Here is a 16,003-nt window from a genome sequence, read left to right as displayed (position 1 = left end):
CCGGCCGGGGCATCGGGGGAGCCGTCTCGCCGTCGGTGTGCCGGTGCGCCCCCCATGGCCTCGATGGGAGCGAGGGCCGCCCCGGGCCCCTGCCCGCCCCGCATCCCACCCCGTACCCATCCCCCGTCCCCGTTTCCCGCCCCCCTCTCCCATCCCGGACAATGGAGGTTCGTACGTGGAACGGAGCGGGGGAAAACTCCCGCTCGTCTTGTGGCAGGAGAGCACTCGCGGTGTCCCAGAAGCATGAAGCCCCCTCGGCCGGCGGCGACCGTCTCGACCTGCAGGCCGACTGCGGCAGCTGCTTCGGTCTGTGCTGCGTCGCGCTGCCCTTCGCCGCCTCCGCCGACTTCGCGGTCGACAAGCCCGCCGGCAAGCCGTGTACCAACCTCCAGCAGGACTTCAGCTGCGGCATCCACGCCCGCCTCCGCGACAAGGGCTTCTCCGGCTGCACGGTCTTCGACTGCTTCGGCGCGGGCCAGAAGGTCTCGCAGGTCACCTTCGGCGGTCGGGACTGGCGCAGCGAGCCGGGCACCGCGCGGCAGATGTTCGACGTGTTCCCCGTCGTGCGCCAGCTCCACGAGCTGCTCTGGTACCTGACCGAGGCGCTGGCCCTGCCACCCGCCCGGCCCATCCACAAGGAGCTGCGCCGCGCGCTCAAGGAGACAGACCGGCTCACCCGCGGCAGCGCCGACGCGCTCGCCGAGGTGGACGTCGCGGCCGTACGGCAGGACGTCAACGCCCTGCTGCTGCGTACCAGCGAACTGGTGCGGGCCGCCGTTCCCGGCCGTAAGAAGAACCACCGGGGAGCCGATCTGATGGGCGCCCGGCTCAGGGGAGCCGATCTGCGGGGCGCCAATCTGCGCGGCGCCTATCTCATCGCCGCCGACCTCAAGGGCGCCGATCTGCGGACCGCCGACCTGATCGGCGTGGACTTCCGTGACGCGGACCTGAGCGGCGCCGACCTCACCGGCAGCATCTTCCTCACCCAGGCCCAGCTCAACGCGGCCAAGGGCGACGCGGCGACCAAGCTGCCCGAGGACCTCAGCCGACCGGGGCACTGGAAGCAGCGGGCCTGAAGCGGTAGGGGCCGAACAGCGGGCTTGAAGCAGCGGAGGCGTATCCCGGCGGGACGGTCAGGGACGCGGCGCGTCGGCCGCCTTCGCCGTCTCGTCCGCCTCCGGCACCAGCCCCAGCGCCACGTCCCTGGCCGCCTCCGCCTCCCGGCGGAAGAGCCGGAACCACATGAAGATCACGAACCCGGCGAAGACGAACCACTCGCCGGTGTACCCGAGGTTCTGGAACGCCTTCAGGTCCAGCCCGCTGCCCTCCGCCGCCACCGGCGGTACGGCCACCAGCGGCGCCTCGGCCTTGGTCACGGTGATCCAGGCGTCGTACACGTCGTACGGCACGATGTTGACCAGCGACGCCGCGCTGATCATGCCGAGCTGCCCGGACGGCAGTCCGCCGCCCGCGTGCACCCCGTCGGTGCCCTGGTTCTCGGACGCCTGCAGGGCCCCGGTGACCGTCACCGCACCGCTCGGCGGCGCGGGCACCTTCGCCTTGGTCTCCGGCGCGTTCGCGTCTCCGGGCAGCCAGCCCCGTACGACCGGCAGCGCCTTGCCGCCGTCCGTACGCAGCAGCGCCAGCACGTAGAAGCCGCTCCGGTCGTCGAGCCGGCGGTCCGGTACGAGCAGCTGGTGCCCGGTGTCGTAGCGGCCGGTGGCGGTGGCCTGGCGGCCGGAGGTGACCTTGTCCACCGGCAGCAGCTCGTCCAGCGGCCGGGCGGCCGCGGTCTTCGCCTCGGCGGACCGGTCCTCCTGCTGGTGGTGCGTATCGACGCGGTCCTCGAAGCGGCTCAGCTGCCAGCTGCCCATGAAGATGCAGAAAGGGATCGCCAGTACGGCGAAGACGTTGATTCCCCACCACCGCGGGGTCAGCAGGAACCGGTACACAAGGCCAACGGTACGGGGAGCACCGCCCGGCCCGGACGGCGGGGCCGGACCGCCCCTGCCCGCCACGGCCCCGGCCGACCGGCCCGGGCCGCCTGCCCCTACTGCGCGGGCAGCGCCTCGGTGCGGTAGACCGTCCCGGCGCAGACGTCCGGGATCTTGGCGTCCGACGCCGCGGGCTCGCCGGCCTCCGGAGTGTGGTTGAGCACGATGTTGCCCGGCGGGTTGGAGCCGCCGCTGCCCGGGGACCCGTCGTTGCCACCTGCCTGGCCGCCGCCGGTGGTGGTGCTCGCGACGCCCTCACCGGAGGACGACGAGGCGCCCGGCGACTTCTCACCCGGTGCCTTGGAGGGCGCCGGGGACGGTGACGGGGGCGGCGCGGTACAGCCCGTGGTGCCGCCGCCCTCCGCGGGCACCCACGCGAACTTGACCTCGTACGCCTGGCCCGGCTTCAGCACCAGCTGGTCCGGGGTGGTGATCGGGTCGGGCAGGCCGGGGGCCGCGTCGCCCGCGGTGTGGTCGACGACACTGACCCGCGAACTGTCCGTACTGCCCTGGGCGAGTACGCCGACCTCGCCGCCGCCCTCGACCGAGCAGGTGGTGTCGGAGGTGTTCATCACGCGGAACGAGCCGTAGACGCGGCCCGCCGAGTCGGCGTGCCCGACCGAGCTGACACCGTTGCCGAGCTGCGCGCGCGAACAGGCGGGCGAGGTGACGTCCATCGTCCCGGACGGGTAGGGCGTGCCGGTGCTGGTGCCCGACGGCTTGCCGTTCTTGTCCGGGCTCTTGCCCGGCTCGGCGGGCTTGCCCTCTTCGGTCTTCTTCCCGCCGTGGCCGGCCGGCGGCTTGCCACTGTGCTCCGTGCCCTCGCCGTGCGTGCCCTCGGTGCTGCCCGGCGTGCGCTGCGTACTGGCGGCGTTGGCGGGGCGGTCCTCGGGGCCGTCGGCGAAGTCGGCGACATGCACCATCGCGGGGATGGACGTGCCACCGAGCAGGATGGCCGCGGCGGCGCCGACCACGGCATGGCGGCGTCGCCGGCGGCGGGCCGGGACCGCGCGGCGCAGCTGTTCGAGCGAGTCGGGGGCGGGCTCCAGGTCGCCGACGGCGGAGCGCAGCAGCCGCCGGAGGTCGTCCTCACCGACACTGCCGCCGAGACCGCCGAGACCGGCGGGACCGGCCGGGTCGTCCCCGCCGCGGTCGGCGTCGTGCCCGGCCTGGCCGGTCCGGTCGGTCTGACCGGTCCGCTCGGTCTGGCCGGTCCGCTCGGTCCCCTGCCGTTCCTGCGGCTCGTCCTTCGGGGTCTGAGGGTTCTGCGGGTCCTGAGGGCCCTGGGAGCTGTGTGAGTCCTGGGTGTCCTGCGGGCTCTCTGCGCCCTGCGGGCTCCGTGTGGTGTGCGGGTCCTGTGCGCCCTGCGGGGCTTTCACGTCCTGCTGGTGCTGCGGATGCCGCGGCTCCCCCGGGGTACGGGAGTTCCGCGGGCCTTGCGGGTCCTGCGGGTCGTACGGGCCGAACTGCTTGCCACTCATGCGGGAGCCTCCATGGCGACGCGCAGCGCCGCGATACCCCGTGAGCCGTACGCCTTCACCGAACCGAGCGATATCCCCAAGGTCTCGGCGACCTGGGCCTCGGTCATGTCCGCGAAGTAGCGCAGGACGAGGACCTCGCGCTGGCGACGCTGCAACCCCCGCATCGCCTTGATCAATTGGTCGCGCTCCAGGAGGTCGTACGCGCCTTCCTCGGCGCTCGCCATGTCGGGCATCGGCTTGGAGAGCAGCTTCAGCCCGAGGATGCGGCGGCGCAGCGCCGAACGGGAGAGATTGACGACTGTCTGGCGCAGATAGGCGAGGGTCTTCTCGGGATCGCGCACCCGGCCCCGGGCGGAGTGCACCCGGATGAAGGCTTCCTGGACGACGTCCTCGCACGAGGCGGTGTCGTCCAGCAGCAGCGCGGCCAGGCCCAGCAGTGATCGGTAGTGCGCGCGGTAGGTCTCGGTGAGATGGTCGACAGTCGTGCCCGCAGCCATCGCGTCGTCAGTGTCCCCACGCTGAGAGGAGATCTGCGCGGGCTGCGCGGCGGGCCACGGGGCGATCACCGGCATACCCCCGGGCATGCGGGGCCGCAACGGCCGCACTGCTGTGCCGCCGGAGCCCCCTGGGGCGATCGCGATGCCGAATACCTCTGCCACGCCTGTTGGACACGTTTCCCCCCATCAGGGTTGTACGCGCACGACACCGTCTTTGACGGCGGGTCAAATGCCCTCATGCGTACCAGCTCTTCCCCAATACCCCATTTGTCCCACAGGTCCATGGACACCCTTGAGGGGCGGCCACAAAGACGCTCCCCGCCCAACTACCGGTTGCAGTAAGGGGGGAGCGAATAGTCGAACACGGCGTCGGGCCAGTTCAAGTGGTTTGGACCAACGAGTCGCTCACAGGACCTTCACACAACTCACAAGGTATCTCCTGAGCGGATCAGTGACAGCACCAATCGGGGCAGTAACCGTCCCGAAGCGGTGCCCCTCGGCCACGAACGACGCTTCCCGGCCATCGAGCGTCGCACATCGGCCCCATATACCGCACGCCGGGCCCCGCGTACCGGCCGCCATGCACCAGGCACCGGCCCCAGTCCTCGGCCCAGCCCTCAGAGCCCCGGCCTACGCCGTCATCTCCCCCGCGACCACCTCGGCGATCTGCACGGTGTTCAGCGCCGCGCCCTTGCGCAGGTTGTCCCCGCACACGAAGAGCTCCAGCGCCCGGGGGTCGTCCAGCGACCGCCGTACCCGCCCGACCCAGGTGGGGTCCGTACCGACCACGTCCGCGGGCGTGGGGAACTCGCCGGCCTCCGGATCGTCGCAGACCACGACGCCGGGCGCGGACGCCAGGATCTCGTGCGCCCCGGTGACCGTGACCTCGTTCTCGAAGCGCGCGTGCACGGTCAGCGAGTGCGTGGTGATCACGGGGACGCGTACGCAGGTCGCGGAGACCCGCAGATCGGGCAGCCCGAGGATCTTCCGCGACTCGTCACGGACCTTGAGCTCCTCCGAGGACCAGCCGTCCTCCTCCAGGGACCCGGCCCACGGCACGACGTTCAGCGCGACCGGCGCCGGGAACGGCCCGAGCGTGTCGCCCATGGCCCGCCGTACGTCGCCGGGCGTGGTGCCCAGTTCCGTACCGGAGACGGCGGCGAGCTGGGAGCGCAGGGTGTCGACGCCGTCCTCGCCCGCGCCGGAGACGGCCTGGTACGAGGAGACGATCAGCTCGCTCAGCCCGTACTCGGCGTGCAGGGCGCCCAGCGCGACGATCATCGACAGGGTGGTGCAGTTCGGGTTGGCGACGATGCCGCGCGGGCGTACCCGTGCCGCGTGCGCGTTGACCTCGGGGACCACCAGCGGCACGTCCGGGTCCATCCGGAACGCCGCGGAGTTGTCCACGACCACCGCGCCCTTGGCGGCGGCGATCGGCGCCCACTGCGCGGAGACCTCGTCCGGTACGTCGAACAGTGCGATGTCGATGCCGTCGAAGACCTCTTCGCCCAGCGCGAGGACCTCGACCTCCTCGCCCCGTACGGTCAGCTTGCGGCCGGCCGAACGGTGGGGGTCCCCCCTGCTCGAACGCAGTCGAGAGCTCGGGGGAGAGGCAACGAGCCGGATCTCGCCCCAGATGTCGGCCCGCTCGGAGAGGAGACCGAGCAGGACCGTGCCGACGGCGCCGGTGGCGCCGACGACCGCCAGATGCGGCTTACGGGCCGCGCGGTCAGCCGCGCGGCCCGTAGCCGTACCCGAGAAGGGTGTGGTCATCGACCGGTGCCGCCGTAGACCACGGCCTCGTCGCTCTCGCTGTCGAGGCCGAAGGCGCTGTGCACGGCCTGCACGGCTTCCTTGACGTCGTCGGCGCGGGTGACGACCGAGATGCGGATCTCGGAGGTCGAGATCAGCTCGATGTTCACGCCCGCGTTGGACAGCGCCTCGAAGAAGGTCGCCGTGACGCCGGGGTTGGTCTTCATACCGGCGCCGACCAGCGAGATCTTGGCGATCTGGTCGTCGTAGCGCAGCGAGTCGAAGCCCACCGACGCCTTGGTCTTCTCCAGCGCCGCGACGGCCTTGCGGCCCTCGTCCTTCGGCAGCGTGAAGGAGATGTCGGTCAGCCCCGTCGAGGCGGCCGACACGTTCTGCACGACCATGTCGATGTTGACCTCGGAGTCCGCGATGGCGCGGAAGATCGTCGCGGCCTCGCCCGGCTTGTCCGGGACGCCGACGACCGTGACCTTCGCCTCGGAGGTGTCGTGCGCGACGCCCGAGATGATCGCCTGCTCCATGGGCTGGTCCCCTTGCGGTTCGTTGCTGACCCAGGTGCCGCGCAGTCCGGAGAAGGACGAGCGGACGTGGATCGGGATGTTGTAACGGCGGGCGTACTCGACGCAGCGGTGCAGCAGCACCTTGGAACCGGAGCTGGCCAGCTCCAGCATGTCCTCGAACGAGATCCAGTCGATCTTCCGGGCCTTCTTCACGACCCGGGGGTCGGCGGTGAAGACGCCGTCCACGTCGGTGTAGATCTCGCAGACGTCCGCGTCCAGCGCCGCGGCCAGCGCCACGGCGGTGGTGTCCGAGCCGCCCCGCCCCAGCGTGGTGATGTCCTTCTTGTCCTGCGAGACGCCCTGGAAACCGGCGACGATGGCGATGTTGCCCTCGTCCACGGACGTCTTGATGCGGCCCGGCGTGACATCGATGATCCGTGCCTTGTTGTGGACGGAGTCGGTGATGACACCGGCCTGGCTCCCGGTGAAGGACTGCGCCTCGTGACCGAGGTTTTTGATCGCCATCGCCAGCAAGGCCATGGAGATCCGCTCTCCGGCGGTCAGCAGCATGTCGAACTCGCGCCCCGACGGGATCGGGGACACTTCCTGCGCGAGATCGATCAGCTCGTCCGTCGTGTCGCCCATCGCGGAGACCACCACAACCACCTGGTTGCCGTTCTTCTTGGCCTCGACGATTCGCTTGGCAACGCGCTTGATGCCCTCGGCATCCGCAACGGATGAGCCGCCGTACTTCTGCACGACAAGGCCCACGTGCGCTCCTCGCAACTGTCTCTTCGGGAGTTTCCTCCCGGACCCCCGGAACTGGGGGTACTGCGGTCGGCTCAGTCTAACGAGCAGGCGGAATCCGCCTCGCCAATACCACATGGTGAGACACAGTGCTCACGTCACGAACGTCCGTGGACCGGCGCGGGCGCGTCGTTGCGCCCCGCTCGGCCAGCACATGCCCGCTTCTCACAAGGACACACGGAAAGGTAACCCAGGTCACACCGGGCATCAGGGCACACCGGGCCCGGGTCACACCGAGCCCAGGTCACATCGACCCCCGGATCACACCGGACTCGGTGCCCGCCCCGGCTGCCGTGGGGGACGCGTACCCGGCCGACGGCCCGGATCACGTCCGTACGACCCCGAGTCCCGGACCCGCCCTCACACCTCGCGCAGCCCCAGCGGCCCGGCGATCTCCGCCGCCATGACCTTGCCGGCCTCCTCGGCGAGCCGCTCCTCGTCGCCGTCCGCCGCGTCGCTGTCCGTGTCCAGGCCGTCCAGCTCGTCCAGCGGCTGGTCCAGCCGTACGTGGGCGACCAGCGACTGCAGCGCGCGCAGCGCCGCGCTCGCCGTCGGTCCCCAGTTCGACAGGTATGAGAACTGCCACCACCACAGCGCCTCGCTGACCCGGCCCGAGCGGTAGTGCGCCAGGCCGTGCCGCAGGTCCGTGATGATGTCCGCGAGGTCGTCGGAGATCCGGCAGGCGACGGGCGCGCTGCGCGGTACGTACGGGTCGAAGACCTCGGAGTACACGTCAATCGGGTCCAGCAGCAGCGCGAAACGCTCCCGCAACTCGTCGACGTCCGGCTCCGGGCCGACATCGGGCTCGTACCGCTCGTCCGGCACGATGTCCTCGTGCGCCCCCAGACGGCCGCCGGTCAGCAGCAGCTGGGAGACCTCCAGCAGCAGGAACGGCACGGCACTGTCCGGCTCGTCGCCCTTCGCCACCTCGGTGACCGCGACGATGAAGCTCTCGATCGAGTCGGAGATCTGTACGGCGAAATCGTCCGGGTTCCGCGTGGCGTCGTGCAGCGTGGCATCAGACATCGAGAAGTCTCCTCCCTTCGAAGGCCCGCCCGAGCGTGACCTCGTCGGCATACTCCAGATCGCCCCCGACGGGCAGTCCGCTGGCCAGCCGCGTCACCCGAAGGCCCATCGGCTTGACCATGCGCGCGAGGTACGTGGCCGTGGCCTCGCCCTCCAGATTCGGGTCGGTGGCCAGGATCAGCTCGGTGATCGTGCCGTCCGCGAGCCTGGCCAGGAGTTCCCGTATCCGCAGATCGTCGGGGCCCACGCCCTCGATCGGGCTGATCGCCCCGCCGAGCACGTGGTAGCGGCCGCGGAACTCCCGCGTCCGCTCGATCGCCACGACGTCCTTGGGTTCCTCCACGACGCAGATGACCGCCGGATCGCGGCGCGGGTCCAGGCAGACCCGGCACTGCTCGTCCTGCGCGACATTGCCGCACACGCTGCAGAACCGGACCTTCGCCTTGACCTCCATCAGCGCGTTCGCGAGCCGGCGGACGTCGGTCGGCTCGGCCTGAAGAATGTGGAAGGCGATCCGCTGCGCGCTCTTGGGACCGACGCCGGGCAGTCTGCCCAGCTCGTCGATCAGATCCTGGACCACGCCTTCATACACGGAACGTCTTCTCTCTCTTCTGCCGTGCTGCGTACGCTAGTTGGCTCCTCCCCGGAAAGGGAGCCCCATCCTGCGACGACTTCGGCCCCGTGGTTGCGGAACGGTGGTTCCACAACCGGCGCCGAAAGCCGGACCGGTGCCGGTTTCCGCCGGGTCGGTGGCGGATTGCCGCCGGGCCGGTGCCGGTGGCCCGCCGGGCCTGCGGCGGTGTCCCACCGGCCAGGCGGCTCATGACTGCTCAGAAAGGCAGGCCGGGGATGCCCCCGCCGCCCAGCCCCTGGGCGAGCGGGCCGAGCTTCTGCTGCTGCAGCTGCTGCGCGCTGGCATTGGCGTCCCGTACCGCGGCCATGACCAGGTCCGCGAGCGTCTCGGCGTTCTCCTCGGCGGTCCCCGCCTCGGGGTCCACCGCCTTCGGGTCGATGACCAGGCCCTGGAGCTCGCCGGAGCCGTTCACGGTCGCCTTGACCAGGCCGCCTCCCGCCGAGCCCTCGACGGGCGTTTCGGCCAGCTCCTGCTGGGCCGCCGCGAGATCCTGCTGCATCTTCTGGGCCTGCTGGAGCAGCTGCTGCATGTTGGGCTGACCACCGGGGATCACTACGTGACTCCTGCCGTACGACAACGATTGGTGCGGTAGCCCGAGCCTACGTGCTCGAACGGCGCCACGCCCTACGCCGTACGGAGGAGCACGGCTGTACGCCCGGACCACGGTCGTCCGGTACCCGCCCGTACGCGATCAGCACGACCGGTCAGTACTCGTTGGTGAACTCCTCGACCACCGTCGCGCCCAGCTCGCGGACGATCAGGTCGTGCCCGCTCAGCGCGGAGTCGACGAGGTCGGGGTCGTCCTCGGCCGGCATGTCGTCCTCGATCGACACCGGCGCGGGCTCCGGCTCCCGGTACGCGGAGTCCGCGGCGGCACCGCCCGAAGCGCCCGAAGCACCGCCTCCGGCACCGTAGGACCCGCCGGCGCCGCCAGAGCCACCACTGCCACCGCCACCGGAGGGCCCGGCCTGCCAGGTCTGTCCGGCCTGCCCGGATCCGGCCCCGTAACCACCGCCGCCTGCCGCGGCACCCGTCGGCGCCACCGCCTGCCGCGCCATCTGCGCACCCTGGCCGCCGCCCGACACGCCACCACCGGCGTCATACCCGGCACCGCCGCCCGGCGCGCCACCGGACGGGCCGCCCGGCCCGCCCTGGCCACCGCCCTGCGCCGGAGCACCGGAGGGGCCACCGCCGAAGCCGCCGCCACCGCCGAAGCCGCCACCGCTGTTGCCGCCGAAGCCGCCGCCCTGCGGAGCGCCCCCGCCGGGACCGCCACCGGGAGGATTGGCGCCCCCGGACGGGTCGACGATCGCCTCGACCTTCCACTGCACGTTGAACTTCTCGGCCAGCGCCTGCCGCAGCACGTCCTCGCTGCCGCCGTTGGCGAAGCTGTCCCGGGCACCGGCGTTCGGGAAGCCGATCTGCAGCGTCGTGCCGTCGAAGCCCGCGACCTGCGCGTTCTGGCTGAGCAGGATCCAGGTGAAGCGCCGGCGGCCCTTCACCGCCTCCAGAATCTCCGGCCACAGCTGCCGCACCTGCGCGGCCCCCTGCGCCATGCCCCCGCCGCCCGGCGCGGGCTGCTGAGTCTGCTGACCGTGCTGTACGGGTACGGACTGCCCCGAAGCCGACGGCATACCGCCACCGGACCCCGCGGCCCCTGCCGGCCCTCCGGAACCTGCTGCTCCCCCGGAACCTGCGGGCCCTCCGGAACCTGCTGGGCTGCCAGGCCCTCCGGCTCCTCCCGGACCGCCCTGCCCCGGCGCCGCAGCCGTGGGCCACCCACCGGGCTGCCGCCCGGCCGCGCCACCGGCCGTCTGCTGCCCCTGCTGACCGGGCCAGGCCCCAGGCTGCCGCTGCCCCGCTCCCGGGCCGCCACTCTGACCGGGCCAAGCTCCAGGCTGCGCCACCTGCTCAGCTCCCGAACCGGCCCCCGCACCAGCACCGGCGTCCGTTCCCGCACCCCCCGCGCCCGTACCCGCACCCGAGCCCGCGTTCGCAGCCCCCGGCCAGGCCCCAGGCGCAACAGCCGCAGCCTCCGTCCCACCGGCCCCCGCCTGCACACCACCAGCAGACCCACCACCGACAGGCCCGCCACCAACAGACCCATCACCAGAAGCCACACCAGCCGAACCCGCCCCGGCCCCCGCAGGCACACCACCCCCAGCTCCAGCCCCAGCCGCAGCTCCAGCCCCCGCTTCCGCTCCAGCGCCGTTCATCCCCCGCACCGCGGCGCGCGCGGCGGCGGGGCCGGCCGGGCCGGCGGGCGGGCCCGAAGGCGGCGTGACCGCATGGGCGCCCGGTCCCGGCACGTACTCGACCTCAGGGCCACCGACCCCCGTCGTCACCGGCCCGCCGAGGTGCAGCCCGGCCGTGCTCGCCCCGCGCTCCAGGCGGTCGAGGCGCGCCTGCACCGAACGCTCGTCGTCGTACGCGGCAGGCAGCAGCACCCGTGCGCAGATCAGCTCCAGCTGGAGCCGCGGCGACGTCGCTCCGCGCATCTCCGTCAACCCGACGTTGACCAGATCCGCGGCCCGCGCCAGCTCCGCGCCCCCGAATACGGACGCCTGGGCCTGCATCCGCTCCACCACGTCCGCAGGCGAATCGATCAGGCCCTTCTCCGCCGCGTCCGGCACCGCAGCCAGGATCACCAGGTCCCGCAGCCGCTCCAGCAGGTCGGCCACGAACCGCCGTGGGTCGTTGCCGCCCTCGATGACCTGGTCCACGACCTCGAAGGCCGCCGCCCCGTCGCCCGCGGCGAACGCCTCCACGATCGAGTCCAGCAGCGACCCGTCGGTGTACCCGAGCAGAGCCGTGGCCATGGCATACGTCACACCGGCGTCGCCCGCTCCGGCGAGCAGCTGGTCCATCACCGACATCGAGTCACGTACCGACCCGGCCCCGGCCCGTACGACCAGCGGCAGCACGCCCTCCTCGACGGGGATGGCCTCCTCCCCGCACACCTCGCCCAGGTAGTCACGCAGGGTCCCCGGCGGCACCAGCCGGAACGGGTAGTGATGCGTACGCGACCGGATCGTCCCGATGACCTTCTCGGGTTCGGTCGTCGCGAAAATGAATTTCAGATGCTCCGGCGGCTCCTCGACCACCTTGAGCAGCGCGTTGAAGCCCGCCGACGTGACCATGTGGGCCTCGTCGATGATGTAGATCTTGTACCGGCTGCTGGCCGGCCCGAAGAAGGCCTTCTCGCGCAGCTCACGCGCGTCGTCGACACCACCGTGGGAGGCCGCGTCGATCTCGATCACATCGATGCTGCCGCGCCCGTTCCGGGCGAGATCCTGACACGACTGGCACTCCCCGCACGGATCGGGAGTGGGACCCTTCTCACAGTTCAGGCAGCGCGCCAGGATGCGCGCACTGGTCGTCTTGCCGCAGCCGCGCGGCCCACTGAACAGATACGCGTGGTTGACCCTGTTGTTCCGCAGGGCCTGCTGGAGCGGATCGGTCACGTGCTCTTGCCCGATGACCTGAGCGAAGGTCTCGGGACGGTAGCGGCGGTACAGCGCAAGGGACGACACGCATACGACGATATCGGCCCGCACTGACAACCGGGCCGCCCCCGATCCCGGAAACGCAAACGCCCCCCACGCACCCGCCAGAGCTCACTTACCCTTGCTGCCTTCCGGCCCTGGGGGAGTTCGGTGAGATAGCGCCACGTGAGGGGCTGTGCCCAACCCTAGCGGATCCCCGCCCCCACGCACGACCCCACCCCACTCCAAGATCACTCCACCCTCCCTCGCGACTCCTCCCCGCCCCCCTTCCGACCCCCTCCGCCGGATCATGTTCGCGAGCACCCCTCAACGTCTTGTATTGTTTGCGGCGGAGGATTCGCCTAGTGGCCTAGGGCGCACGCTTGGAAAGCGTGTTGGGGGCAACCCCTCACGAGTTCGAATCTCGTATCCTCCGCCAGTGCCTCACCGGGCACTACGTCGAAGGCCCCTACCGTCCGCGGTGGGGGCCTTCGACGCGTGTGGTCTCAGTTTTGGTCTCAGTTGCGCAGGACGGACAGCCGTGGACTTCCGTGGGCAGGCTCCGGCTGCTCCATGCCCACGATCAGGGCCACCGGGGCCATGGTCGTCGACCGCATCGAGACCAAGATTCCTCTGGGATCCGCATGAGGCTTCGCGGCAACCGGCGGGCCTCACCAACCCAAGTCGGCTCCTGAACCAGCCGACGGAGAGACCGACCACAGCCTCACTGCCAGAGGGACAAAATAGGATGCCCAGCGGAAGCTCCACGGCCCTGAGATCGCTATCCGGACACGAGCAAGGACACCCCCAACTGATGGCAGTGACCCAGCAGGAGATCGAGAACCGGTTGTGGGACGCCGCCGATGAGCTGCGCGTGGCGATGCCCGAAGCGCAGTACTCCTCGGTCGTCTTCCCTCTGATGTTCTGGAAGTACCTGTCGGATACCTGGGAGCACACCCACCAGATCTTCCTCAAGGAGAACGAGGACCTGGACCTCTCAGCCGAGGAAGCCGACGAGGTTGAGTACAGCAACTACCAGACGTTCAAGATCCCCGTCATCTTCCCTGGCACCGTCGCCGAGATCCGCGCCTCTTGGTCAGCCATCCTCTCCACCGTCGCCCAGCACGGCCTCGGCCAGCGGGTTCGCGCTTCCCTCCAGGCCATCGAGTCGGCAAACCCTGACAAGTTCTCCCGACTGTTCGGGTCCATGACCTGGACCTCCGAAGCGGTGCTGCCGGGGGAGGTGCTGGCGTCAGTCATGCGGACGATGGACCGCGTCCCCAAGATGCACGAGGGCAATATGTCCCACGATGTGCTCGGCGGGGCGTACGAGTACCTGCTGAAGCGGTTCTCCGACGGGTCTGGCATCCGCGCCGGCCAGTTCTTCACTCCTCGCGAGGTCGTCGAACTGATCATCGAGCTACTGGACCCCAAGAACCATGAGTCGGTGTACGACCCGACCTGTGGGTCGGGCGGCATGCTCATCGCCTCCGCGAACCTCCTGAAGGCTCGCGGAGGCCGCGGATACACACTCAGCCTGAACGGGCAGGAAGCGGTAACGGATACCGCGGGTGTGGCCCGCATGAACCTCTTCATGCACAATCTGACCGAGTTCAAGGTCGAAGTCGGCGACACTCTGAGAGACCCGCGCTTCAAGAAGCCGGACGGGTCCGTCAAGCAGTTCGACATGATCGTCGCCAATCCCCCCTACAGCCTGAAGTGGAAGCCTTGGACCAATGACCCGCGCGCCATCGGCGGGGTCGCCCCACAGTCGTCGGCGGACTGGGCATTCGTGCAACACATGATCGCCAGCATGGACCCGCAGAAAGGCCGCGCCGGCGTCGTCCTGCCCCACGGCGTCCTCTTCCGAGGCGGCCAGGAAGCAGCCATCCGCAAGCGCGTTCTCGACGACGACCTGCTCGAAGCGGTCATTGGCCTACCTGCGAACCTCTTCTACTCGACCTCCATCCCCACAGCGATCCTGGTGTTCCGTGCACCTGGAACCAAGGCCAAGGAGCGACAGGACGGCGTGCTGTTTATCGATGCCTCCAAGCGGTTCACCAAGGCCAAGAACCGCAATATCCTCACCGACATCGACATCGCCGACACGGTGGCCGCCTACCACTCGGGCTTCGACGCCGACGGCAACCCGGTGAATCCCGACGGAGAGGGTGGTCTATCGGCGCGGTTCGTCCCCATCACGGAGATCGTGACGAACGGGTACGACCTCAACATCGGCCGCTACATCAAGCACGCCGCCGCCGAACAGGAAGACCTCGGCACCCTCATCGACGCCTACAACGTCGCCCGTGCAGAGCGACAGAAGACCGAGCAACACATGCTCGCCGTCCTCTCCGCCGCAGGGATCGAGGGCTTCGATGAGTGACGCGGTGCGAAGCGCGCAGGTCACCAACGTGACCAAAGGCTGGGTTCAAACACCCCTGAACATCACGTCTCTACCCGTGCAGGAGCGGGTCGCCGAAATCATCGGTGCAGTCGACGGCCAGACCACCGAACCTGGCACCGGTGCGGAGGCGGAGACGGCAAGCCTCCAAGCCGGCTTGCGCGCTGATTCCCTCGCTGCCAGCCAGTGTGATGAGTGGGAGGAAGTACGCCTCAGCGAGGTTTCGTTCCCGCTCGCTGGTCCCGCATTCAAGGCATCTACTTTCGCGTCGACACCTGTTGGGCCTCGACTCTTGCGAGGCATCAATCTCGGGCGGTCTGGAACGCGCTGGAACGATAGTGACACGGCCTTCTGGCCTGAGGCCGACAGCGGAGCATTTCTGAAGTACCTGTTGGAGCCGGGCGACGTCTGTATCGCCATGGATCGGCCGTTCACTCGTGATCGCGTTCTCCGGTGCGGGCTGATCCAAAGCGCCGACTTGCCAGTGCTGCTTGTTCAGCGGGTGACAAGGCTGAGAGCGAACCTCAAACGGATCATGCCCGAGTTCCTGCTCTTTGTGGTGCAGTCGCCGAACATGGCAGATCGCCTTGCTGGTCGGCAGACGCCCGGGGGCTACGCCCCACATATCTCGGGGCGGGACATCAGTGAGTTTACGTTCGCCCTGCCTCCGTTGTCGGTCCAGGAGCGGATCGTCGAGGTCATCGGCGCGGTAGACGCCCAGATCATCGCACTCGACGCCGAGGCCGAAGCGCTGGTAGGCGTATACCTGGCAGCAACATCGCTCCTCTGGCTCACCTCACAAGGCGGTGAGGCCGAGTCCAGGTCCCTCGGCGATGTGATGCACCTCGACATCCTTCGGACGCCAATGGAAGCGGGAATTACCTACCATCTCGCCGGAGTGCTCAATGCTGGCAAGGGACTCGTAGACAAAGAGGCGTTCGACGGGGCAGATACTGAGTACACCGCGATGAACGTCCTCCGGGAGAACCAGGTAGTGATGCGGAAGCTGACCGCTTGGGAGGGACCAATCACGGTAGTTCCAACGGAGTTCGACGGCTTCGTGGCGTCCAATGAGTTCCCGACCTTCACACTCACCGGTGATATCGCCCCGGAGTGGATGAAGCACGTCTGTCGAACACCTCGCCTGTGGGTTGAGATGCAGAGCAGGGTTGTCGGAACCGTGCAGCGCCGTAAGCGTCTCAATCCCGACCAGCTCCTGTCGGTGGCGCTTCCCGTCCCGTCCCGACCTGAGCAGGAGCAGGCAGCGAAGGCCCTGGACGCGTTCGAGGAGCAGATCGCGGTGATCCGTACCGAGTCCACCCGGCTCCACCGAGTCCGGGCGGGGCTGTTGTCCGGTCTGCTGGATCGAACCATCGACATCGAGTCCGCCGAGCTGGAGGTCTGA

Annotated in this window: 12 protein-coding genes, 1 tRNA gene and 1 other RNA gene; 4 read left to right on the top strand and 10 right to left on the bottom strand. The window is 69.7% G+C overall.

Features of this window, described 5'->3' with window-relative positions; all coding sequences use genetic code 11:
* The first annotated feature begins 230 nt into the window (after nt 1-230).
* Entirely contained in the window at nt 231-1,076 is an 846-nt protein-coding gene (locus tag ACZ53K_RS15810; RefSeq protein ID WP_468836188.1) for a pentapeptide repeat-containing protein, read from the top strand.
* 57 nt (nt 1,077-1,133) lie between these two features.
* Here ACZ53K_RS15810 and ACZ53K_RS15805 read toward each other — a convergent pair whose 3' ends face one another.
* From ACZ53K_RS15805 to ffs, 10 genes are all read right to left on the bottom strand, one after another.
* Nucleotides 1,134-1,952 carry an SURF1 family protein gene (locus ACZ53K_RS15805; RefSeq protein ID WP_468836186.1) on the bottom strand — a complete coding sequence of 273 codons (819 nt, stop codon included), beginning with the start codon at nt 1,950-1,952 and terminating at the stop codon, nt 1,134-1,136.
* Nucleotides 1,953-2,050: 98 nt separating this feature from the next.
* Complete coding sequence (locus ACZ53K_RS15800; RefSeq protein ID WP_468836184.1) at nt 2,051-3,475, bottom strand: DUF4232 domain-containing protein; 1,425 nt, start codon at nt 3,473-3,475, stop codon at nt 2,051-2,053.
* A complete protein-coding gene (locus ACZ53K_RS15795) occupies nt 3,472-4,047 on the bottom strand; it encodes a SigE family RNA polymerase sigma factor (RefSeq protein ID WP_338015960.1) in 576 nt (191 codons plus the stop codon). Before ACZ53K_RS15795 ends, ACZ53K_RS15800 begins: the two co-directional genes overlap by 4 nt.
* Before the next feature lie 555 nt (nt 4,048-4,602).
* Nucleotides 4,603-5,745: an aspartate-semialdehyde dehydrogenase gene (locus ACZ53K_RS15790; protein WP_468836181.1), complete on the bottom strand. Its 1,143-nt coding sequence runs from the start codon at nt 5,743-5,745 to the stop codon at nt 4,603-4,605.
* Nucleotides 5,742-7,013 (bottom strand): aspartate kinase, encoded by a 1,272-nt coding sequence (locus tag ACZ53K_RS15785; protein WP_468836178.1) that lies wholly within the window; start codon nt 7,011-7,013, stop codon nt 5,742-5,744. Before ACZ53K_RS15785 ends, ACZ53K_RS15790 begins: the two co-directional genes overlap by 4 nt.
* Nucleotides 7,014-7,409: 396 nt before the next feature.
* Complete coding sequence (locus ACZ53K_RS15780) at nt 7,410-8,075, bottom strand: DUF5063 domain-containing protein (protein ID WP_468836176.1); 666 nt, start codon at nt 8,073-8,075, stop codon at nt 7,410-7,412.
* Nucleotides 8,068-8,667 (bottom strand): recombination mediator RecR, encoded by a 600-nt coding sequence (recR, locus tag ACZ53K_RS15775; RefSeq protein ID WP_003984655.1) that lies wholly within the window; start codon nt 8,665-8,667, stop codon nt 8,068-8,070. Before recR ends, ACZ53K_RS15780 begins: the two co-directional genes overlap by 8 nt.
* 238 nt (nt 8,668-8,905) lie before the next feature.
* Complete coding sequence (locus ACZ53K_RS15770) at nt 8,906-9,262, bottom strand: YbaB/EbfC family nucleoid-associated protein (protein ID WP_468836174.1); 357 nt, start codon at nt 9,260-9,262, stop codon at nt 8,906-8,908.
* Nucleotides 9,263-9,413: 151 nt separating this feature from the next.
* Nucleotides 9,414-12,242, bottom strand: coding sequence for a DNA polymerase III subunit gamma and tau (locus tag ACZ53K_RS15765; RefSeq protein WP_468836172.1), 2,829 nt, complete (start codon nt 12,240-12,242; stop codon nt 9,414-9,416).
* Between the two features lie 52 nt (nt 12,243-12,294).
* Nucleotides 12,295-12,393: signal recognition particle sRNA small type (ffs, locus tag ACZ53K_RS15760), an RNA gene on the bottom strand.
* Between the two features lie 152 nt (nt 12,394-12,545).
* Here ffs and ACZ53K_RS15755 point away from each other — a divergent pair.
* The 3 genes from ACZ53K_RS15755 (at nt 12,546) to ACZ53K_RS15745 (ending at nt 16,003) form a co-directional block, all read left to right on the top strand.
* Nucleotides 12,546-12,633: transfer RNA gene (locus ACZ53K_RS15755), tRNA-Ser, on the top strand.
* A 375-nt stretch (nt 12,634-13,008) separates the two neighbouring features.
* The gene (locus ACZ53K_RS15750) at nt 13,009-14,580 is read left to right on the top strand and encodes a type I restriction-modification system subunit M (RefSeq protein WP_468836169.1); all 1,572 of its coding nucleotides are present in this window, start codon (nt 13,009-13,011) and stop codon (nt 14,578-14,580) included.
* Nucleotides 14,573-16,003, top strand: a complete 1,431-nt coding sequence (locus ACZ53K_RS15745) for a restriction endonuclease subunit S (RefSeq protein ID WP_468836167.1) — start codon at nt 14,573-14,575, stop codon at nt 16,001-16,003. Before ACZ53K_RS15750 ends, ACZ53K_RS15745 begins: the two co-directional genes overlap by 8 nt.

The organism is Streptomyces sp. NPDC033221 (assembly GCF_055577005.1).
The sequence above is the reverse complement of the archived record's forward strand: the minus strand, read 5'-3'. Positions and strand labels throughout refer to the sequence as shown.

Bases quoted from the DNA above. Each gene is read 5' to 3' on its own strand.
- ACZ53K_RS15780 (WP_468836176.1), bottom strand. From the start codon at position 8,075: ATGTCTGATGCCACGCTGCACGACGCCACGCGGAACCCGGACGATTTC.
- ACZ53K_RS15750 (WP_468836169.1), top strand. From the start codon at position 13,009: ATGGCAGTGACCCAGCAGGAGATCGAGAACCGGTTGTGGGACGCCGCC.
- ACZ53K_RS15745 (WP_468836167.1), top strand. From the start codon at position 14,573: ATGAGTGACGCGGTGCGAAGCGCGCAGGTCACCAACGTGACCAAAGGC.
- ACZ53K_RS15795 (WP_338015960.1), bottom strand. From the start codon at position 4,047: ATGCCGGTGATCGCCCCGTGGCCCGCCGCGCAGCCCGCGCAGATCTCC.
- ACZ53K_RS15800 (WP_468836184.1), bottom strand. From the start codon at position 3,475: ATGAGTGGCAAGCAGTTCGGCCCGTACGACCCGCAGGACCCGCAAGGC.
- ACZ53K_RS15790 (WP_468836181.1), bottom strand. From the start codon at position 5,745: ATGACCACACCCTTCTCGGGTACGGCTACGGGCCGCGCGGCTGACCGC.